The sequence below is a fragment of the uncultured Rikenella sp. genome (assembly GCF_910579375.1).
GTDB lineage: Bacteria > Bacteroidota > Bacteroidia > Bacteroidales > Rikenellaceae > Rikenella.
Map to the genome: position 1 here is coordinate 1 of NZ_CAJTUJ010000093.1, position 7,227 is coordinate 7,227.

A 7,227-nucleotide genomic window follows, 5' to 3' on the forward strand; every position below is an offset into this window, starting at 1 on the left:
AAGCCAAAAATATACTGTGAATGCTATTGGTTGCAACAGACCAACTGTATCCGCTGCCGCCGACATTTACCACTCCTCCCAATCGTCCATAGTCTCCCGCGTCGCGGAAGCCCGGGGCGCGCCCGCAGGGTGTTTTGCTGGCAGCCTCTACCCGATTCTCTGTTTCGTGCGCCTGCACGATTCATCTACATTCGGCTCACCGCCGAAATAGTTGAATCGCTTCTTTAGGCGACGGCACGCGAGCAACTGAAAAGTAATAACGGCCGCGCGCCATGACGCGAACGCGTCGGCCAAGCGGGCCACACTAAATAAAGCAGAGAGAACCCTAACAATACACCCTGTGGGTGCGGGAACGGGAAATGCTTACGGATTTCCGCTACCAGCCTCAGCCCAACCCGTTGTCTGCGCAACCCCCGCTTCGCAGACGAATTATAAACAACAGATTTTCTTCGAGTTAAAATCCCGGCTTAAAAAAATCTCGCGAAACGGAACGAAATTGCACGCTCTTTGCAATACTGTGTCACGAACCGACGACACGCCATCCGAAGGCTCGCTCCCCGGCACCATCGAAAAACCGGCCGAAGCCTGCTTCAAACGACCGAACGTCCCGGATCCACATATGACGAAAGGATTATCGAACCGAAAATCAAGTTATTCATTTTCTAAAACCTATCCGATCATGGCAAGTTCTACCAAATCCACCGCGGTCAAGCTCAGCGTGATGACGCTGGCCATCATGAACATCGCCGCCGTGGTGAGCCTACGGGGGCTTCCGGCCGAAGCCACCTACGGACTCAGTTCCGCGTTTTACTACCTCTTCGCCGCCATCGTCTTCCTGATCCCGACGGCGCTCGTGGCTGCCGAACTGGCCGCCATGTTCTCCACCAAGCAGGGCGGCGTCTTCCGCTGGGTGGGCGAAGCCATGGGAACCCGGGCCGGATTCCTCGCCATCTTCCTCCAGTGGGTCGAAAGCACCATCTGGTTCCCCACCGTGCTCACCTTCGGAGCCGTCTCCATCGCCTTTATCGGCATGAACGAAGTCCACGACATGACCCTCGCCTCGAACAAACTCTATACGCTGATCGTCGTGCTGGCCATCTACTGGATCGCGACCTTCATCTCGCTCAAAGGCTTGGGGTGGGTCGGCAAGGTCTCGAAAATCGGGGCCATGGTCGGCACCATCATTCCGGCCGGGCTGCTGATCGTCTTCGGCGTGATCTACATCGCCACCGGAGGACAGAACCACATGGACATGAGCCAGAGCTTCTTCCCCGACCTTTCGAAATTCGACAACCTCGTCCTCGCCTCCAGCATCTTCCTCTTCTATGCCGGGATGGAAATGATGGGCGTCCACGTGATGGATGTCAAGAATCCCGACCGGAACTATCCGAAAGCCATCTTTATCAGCGCCGCCGCTACCGTGCTGATCTTCGTGCTCGGCACCTTCGCCCTGGGCTTCGTGGTGCCCGCCAAGGACATCAACCTGACCCAGTCGCTGCTGGTCGGCTTCGACGGCTACCTGAAATACCTCCACCTGACGTGGGCGACCCCGGTGATCGCCGTGGCACTGGCCTTCGGCGTGCTGGCGGGCGTGCTGACCTGGGTGGCCGGCCCTTCGAAAGGGATCTTCACCGTCGGACGCTCGGGCTACCTGCCGCCGTTCTTCCAGAAGACCAACAAACTGGGCGTGCAGAAGAATATCCTCTACATCCAGGGCGGGGTGGTGACCCTGCTGGGGCTCCTGTTCGTCATCATGCCGTCGGTGCAGTCCTTCTACCAGATACTCTCGCAGCTGACGGTCCTGCTCTACCTCATCATGTACATGCTGATGTTCGCCTCGGCCATCGTGCTGCGCTACCGGATGCCGAAGGAACAACGCCCGTTCCGGATCGGTCGCCAGGGCAACGCGCTCCTGTGGCTGGTCGGCGGTGTCGGGTTCTGCGGCTCGCTGCTGGCCTTCGTGCTGAGCTTCGTGAAGCCGGGCTCCATCTCGGGCATCAGCAACGGCATGTGGTTCGGGGTGCTGATCGTCGGGGCGGTGATCGTGGTGGCCACGCCGTTCATCATCTACGCGCTGCGCAAACCGAGCTGGCGCGACCCGAACTCCGATTTCCAACCGTTCCACTGGGAAATTCCCGCTGCGACGCCGGCGCCCGGAACGGCCGATTCGAAAACCCACTAATTCACTCTATTATATAACCTTTTAAAAACTTATCTGTTATGAAAACAAATGCAAGCAACGCAGCAGCCAAAGTAGCTTTGGCTGGAGCAAAAAGCAAACTGAAAGACGCCGGAAAAGCGGTAAAAGATGCGGCTTCGGATGCGGCTACGGCTGTGTCGATCAAGGCCGGACAGGTCAAAGAAACGGTCAAAGAAAAAGCGGCCCAAATGAAAGAGGCTGTGAAAGAAAAGGCCGAACAGGTCAAAGAAACGGTCAAGGAGAAAACCGATCAGGCGAAGGAAAAGGCCGGACATATGAAGGAAACGGTCAAAGAAAAGGCGGATCAGGTCTCCGAAACGGTCAAGGAGAAGGTGAACAAGGGGGTGGCTACGGCTGCTACGGCGGTCTCGGCGGCGGCGCACAAGGTCGGTGAAAAGGCGGACGAGGTGGGCGAAAATGCCAAGAAAAAAGGCGCGTGCAAAAGCTGTAAAAAATAACATGTAATTATCCGATCGATTTTTTGCATTCCGTTCTTTGTTCTGTATGGAACCGTACCTTTCTTTCAAGAAAGGTACCCAAAGAACTTTCATGATAGCTACGCTACTCCTTAGGCTCCGCAGTCCTCATGTTTCGTGAATCTGTCGGGCTGGGTTTTCTCGGCGAGCGCGCTTAGGGTATCATGCCCAATTATTTAGCGCGCTGCGCCGGAAAACCACAGCCCAACGAACCAACCGAGATTTGGGCGACCGGCAGCTTGAGGATGCGTAAGCATCCGTCTAAAGTTTTTTTTGGTTCTTTTTGTTCACAACCGACGCTGCCAGCGAGCGCAATGCAAACATAGTTTGCAAATTGCCGAGCGGCGAGGAGGAAAACGAGCGGAGCGAAGTTAAAGAGAACAGTACCCTCCAGCACAATGATCAGGAACACAAAAAATCGATCGGATAAAATTTCAGGTTATGAAAAAGACGATTTCGACCTCATCACTTCGGGCCTTGGTAGCCGAGGCCTACGACCAGGTGAAAAGCGCCACCGGAGGTGCGAACGCCGACTATATTCCCTATCTGGCCAACGTGCCCTCCGACCTGTTCGGGATCGCGTTGTGTCTTCCGAACGGCGAGTTGATCGAAGCCGGCGACACGGACTATGTCTTCGGCATCGAATCCATCTCGAAAGTGCACACCGCCGTGCTGGTTTTGCGCCAGTCGGGTGCCGACGAGCTGCTCGCGAAGATCGGCGCCGACGCGACGGGGCTTCCGTTTAACTCCATCATGGCGATTCTGCTCGAAAAAGACCACCCGAGTACGCCGTTGGTCAATTCGGGAGCCATTTCGGCCTGTAGCCTGGTGAAACCGGTGGGCAATGCCGACGCCAAGTGGCAGGCCATCGTGGATAACATGACCGATCTGTGCGGTTCCCCGCTGGTTTTGCAGCAGGAGCTCTACAAGTCAGAAACAGCCACCAACTTCAACAACAAGTCGATCGCGTGGCTGCTGAAGAACTACGACCGGATCTACGACGATCCGGATATGTCGCTGGACCTCTACACGCGCCAGTGTTCAATGGGAGTGACGGCGCGCCAGCTGGCCGTTGCGGGATGTACGATCGCTTCGTACGGCATGAACCCCGTGACGAAACAGCAGGTTTTTCCGTCCGCTCTGGCCCCGAAGATCGTGGCGTTGATCGCCGCGGTGGGCTTCTACGAACACACGGGCGATTGGATGTATACCAGCGGAATCCCGGCTAAGACGGGTGTCGGAGGCGGCATCATGGGCGTTCTGCCCGGTGGGTTTGGAATCGCCGCTTTCGCCCCGCCGCTCGACGACGCCGGCAACTCGGTGAAAGCGCAGCTCGCCATCAAGTACATTACCCAGCATCTGGGCGTGAACGTGTACGGGGGCGACAGTATCGAGATTACGGCATAGCTTTCGCCGGACGTTTCGCACGGTTCGACCGGTCGTTTGCGGCATCGGGCATTCGTCCGGCGCGAACGGGCACAACGTTTGTGTTGTCCGACGCGAATGGGGTTCCTCCCGTCCTTCCCTCTGAACGAGGCCAAGGGCGGGAGGAACTTTTTTGTGTGTGCGAGGGGGACTCGGGGCGCCTCAACTTTCCAACCGCCCCCCAAAAGAAACGGAGCGTTCCTGACGGAACGCTCCGTAAATCGATAAAATAGACGTCCGCCGCCCGTCTATCCCCTACTTCGCCGCCTTGCAGCGGTACGATGCCCGGTATTTCCCCTTCACGAAAGCCGCCAGCTTCGATTTAATCAGGTTCTTGCGCAACGGCGCGATCCGATCCGTGAAGACCATCCCGTCCGTATGGTCGTATTCGTGCTGGATCACGCGCGCCGGATAGCCGTCGAACGCCTCGTCCCGCGGCTGGAGATGCTCGTCGATGTAGCGGATCCGGATGTTCGACGGACGCACCACATCTTCGTTCAACCCCGGCAAACTCAAACACCCCTCGTTCATCTTGATGTTCGCGCCGCCGCGTTCGTAGATCTCGGCGTTGATAAAGACCTGCCGCAGGGGCATCCCTTTGGGCAGTTCGTTCGCCACGGGGGTCAGGTCGATGCAGAAGAGCCGGATCGGCAGGCCGATCTGAGGAGCGGCCAGCCCCACGCCGTCCGCCTGGAGCATCGTTTCGAACATGTCGTCGATCAGTTTCTGCAACTCGGGATAGGTCGCGGGGTCGATCTCGCGAGCCTGCTCGCGCAGCACCGGGGTGCCGTAAAGGTAAATCGGTAGTATCATGACACACTGTTTTTTATTGCTCGTCCCGCCGACAGGGCGCCAGCCCCTCGGCCGCGGCCAGTCGCTCCATCAGGGCGTAGGCCGCCTCGTATTCGTTGGGAATCTCGCCGTCGAGGATGGCGTTCTTGATCCCCTCCTTGATCACCCCCACGGCCCGGCAAGGCGGCAGGCCGTAGGTCTCCATAATGATCTCCCCGGTAATCGGGGGCTGGAAGTTCCGGATGTGGTCTTTCTCCTCGATCTCTTTGAGCTTGCGCCGCACAAGGGCGAAATTGGCCAGGTAGCGCCGCACTTTGGCGTCGTTGCCCGAGGTGATGTCCGCTTCGCAAAGGGTCATCAGCTCGTCGATATCGTCGCCGGCTTCGAACAGCAGCCGCCGCACGGCCGAGTCGGTCACTTCGTCTTCCGACAGGATAATGGGCCGCAGGTGGAGAAAAACGAGCTTCTGGACGTATTTCATCCGCTCGTCCATCGGGAGTTTCTGTTCGCGGAAGATGGCCGGAATCATCTTCGAACCGACCACTTCGTGTCCGTGGAAGGTCCACCCGGCCCGGTCGTCCCAAGCCTTGGTGCGGGGCTTGCCGATGTCGTGCAGCAGGGCGGCCCACCGCAGCCAGAGGTGGTCGGTTCGGGGGACGATATTATCTAAAACTTTCAGGGTGTGCAAAAAATTGTCCTTGTGCCCCCGCCCGCGCACGGTTTCCACCCCTTTGAGCCGGGCGAGCTGCGGAAAGATCAGCTCCAGCAGGCCGCTCTCGTCGAAGAGCCGCCACCCTTTCGAGGGCCGGGGCGAGCGCATGATCTTCTCGACTTCGGTGGCGATCCGCTCGCGGGAGATGATGCCGATCCGCTCGCGGTTGCGCCGGATGGCGGCGAAAGTTTCGGGTTCGATCCGAAAGTCGAGCTGGGTGGCGAACCGGATGGCGCGCACCATCCGCAGGGGGTCGTCCGAGAAGGTGGTGTCGGGATCGAGCGGCGTCCGGATGAGCTGGGCCTCCATGTCCTCCATCCCGCCGAACGGATCGACCAGCTCGCCGAAGTTGTCGCCGTTCAGCCCGAAGGCCATGGCGTTGATGGTAAAGTCGCGCCTCCGCTGGTCGTCTTCCATGGTGCCGTCCTCGACGATGGGTTTGCGCGAGTCGGCGCGGTAGGATTCGCGCCGGGCGCCGACGAATTCGACTTCCCACTCGCCGACGCGCAGCATGGCGGTGCCGAAGTTCCGGAAAACATTGACCCGGCTGCGCACTTCGCGCCCCAGCTCTTCGGCAACGGCGATCCCGCCGCCGGTGCCTCCCCCCACGACGACGATGTCGATGTCGGTGCAGGGCCGCAGGAGGAAGGTGTCGCGCACATAACCGCCTATCGCATAGGCTTGTACGCCGCGCCGGTCGGCGATGGCGCCGATGCGGCGGAAGAGGGGGTCGCCCAGGGCTTTTCGAATCGTCGCCTCCATGGTGCTATCGTTCGGTGTTACGCAGTTTCTGGCGGTAGAGCCGGACGGTGTTTTCGAGCCCGAGATACAGGGCCTCGGAAATAAGGGCGTGGCCGATCGAGACTTCGAGCAGCCCCGGAATCCGGGCGGCGAAGTATTCAAGATTCTCCAAACTGAGGTCGTGCCCGGCGTTCAATCCCAAACCGCACGCTGCGGCGGCTTCGGCAGCGGTCACGAACGGGGCGATGGCCGCTTCGCGGTTGTTGCGATAACCGGTGGCGTAGGCTTCGGTGTAGAGCTCGACGCGGTCGGCGCCGATCTGCGCGGCGCCTTCGACCATCCGGGGATCGGCATCCACGAAAATGGAGACGCGGATGCCGTTCTGCTGGAACCCTTGGGTTATTTCTGTCAATAAGTCTTTGTTTTTCAGCGTATCCCACCCGGCATTGGAGGTGATGGCATCGGGCCCGTCCGGAACGAGGGTGACCTGTGCGGGGCGCACTTCGTTCACGAGTTCGATAAATCGTTCGCCGGGGTACCCCTCGATGTTGAACTCGGTGGCGAGCAGGGGTTTCAAGGCGCGCACGTCGGCGTACCGGATGTGACGCTCGTCTGGTCGGGGATGCACGGTGATCCCCTGTGCGCCGAACCGCTCGATGTTCCGGGCGGCTTCGAGCAGATCGGGCGTGTTCCCGCCGCGGGAGTTACGCAGGGTGGCGATCTTATTGATGTTTACGCTTAACTTGGTCATTTTTTTACCTACTTTTGTTTTTAATCGTTCGTTTATCTGTACTTGCCCGGGAGGGTACTGTTCTTTTTGTGAACAAAAAGAACCAAAAAAACTTCAGAGCGCATCCCTGCGGGATGCTCTGGCCGTGTCT

7 protein-coding genes are annotated in these 7,227 nt (G+C 58.9%); 3 read left to right on the forward strand and 4 right to left on the reverse strand.

Annotation, left to right across the window (positions count from 1 at the left end):
• Nucleotides 1-679 precede the first annotated feature (679 nt).
• Nucleotides 680-2,182 (forward strand): putative glutamine/gamma-aminobutyrate antiporter GadC, encoded by a 1,503-nt coding sequence (gene gadC / locus QZ302_RS07540; protein WP_294594148.1) that lies wholly within the window; start codon nucleotides 680-682, stop codon nucleotides 2,180-2,182.
• 38 nt (nucleotides 2,183-2,220) lie between these two features.
• The gene (locus QZ302_RS07545) at nucleotides 2,221-2,658 is read left to right on the forward strand and encodes a YtxH domain-containing protein (RefSeq protein WP_294594149.1); all 438 of its coding nucleotides are present in this window, start codon (nucleotides 2,221-2,223) and stop codon (nucleotides 2,656-2,658) included.
• A gap of 190 nt (nucleotides 2,659-2,848) precedes the next feature.
• On the opposite strand, the gene QZ302_RS07550 is transcribed toward QZ302_RS07545, so the two are convergent.
• Nucleotides 2,849-3,088: a hypothetical protein gene (locus tag QZ302_RS07550; RefSeq protein WP_294594152.1), complete on the reverse strand. Its 240-nt coding sequence runs from the start codon at nucleotides 3,086-3,088 to the stop codon at nucleotides 2,849-2,851.
• Nucleotides 3,089-3,117: 29 nt separating this feature from the next.
• Here QZ302_RS07550 and glsA point away from each other — a divergent pair, with 29 nt between their 5' ends.
• Complete coding sequence (gene glsA, locus QZ302_RS07555) at nucleotides 3,118-4,083, forward strand: glutaminase A (RefSeq protein WP_294594154.1); 966 nt, start codon at nucleotides 3,118-3,120, stop codon at nucleotides 4,081-4,083.
• A 273-nt stretch (nucleotides 4,084-4,356) separates the two neighbouring features.
• On the opposite strand, the gene def is transcribed toward glsA, so the two are convergent.
• From def to QZ302_RS07570, 3 genes are read right to left on the reverse strand one after another with little or no spacing between them, the layout of a single operon-like run.
• Nucleotides 4,357-4,914, reverse strand: coding sequence for a peptide deformylase (gene def, locus QZ302_RS07560; RefSeq protein WP_294594156.1), 558 nt, complete (start codon nucleotides 4,912-4,914; stop codon nucleotides 4,357-4,359).
• Nucleotides 4,915-4,927: 13 nt separating this feature from the next.
• Nucleotides 4,928-6,367 carry an HD domain-containing protein gene (locus QZ302_RS07565; RefSeq protein WP_294594158.1) on the reverse strand — a complete coding sequence of 480 codons (1,440 nt, stop codon included), beginning with the start codon at nucleotides 6,365-6,367 and terminating at the stop codon, nucleotides 4,928-4,930.
• A gap of 4 nt (nucleotides 6,368-6,371) precedes the next feature.
• Nucleotides 6,372-7,097 (reverse strand): pyridoxine 5'-phosphate synthase, encoded by a 726-nt coding sequence (locus QZ302_RS07570; protein ID WP_294594160.1) that lies wholly within the window; start codon nucleotides 7,095-7,097, stop codon nucleotides 6,372-6,374.
• Nucleotides 7,098-7,227: the final 130 nt, after the last annotated feature.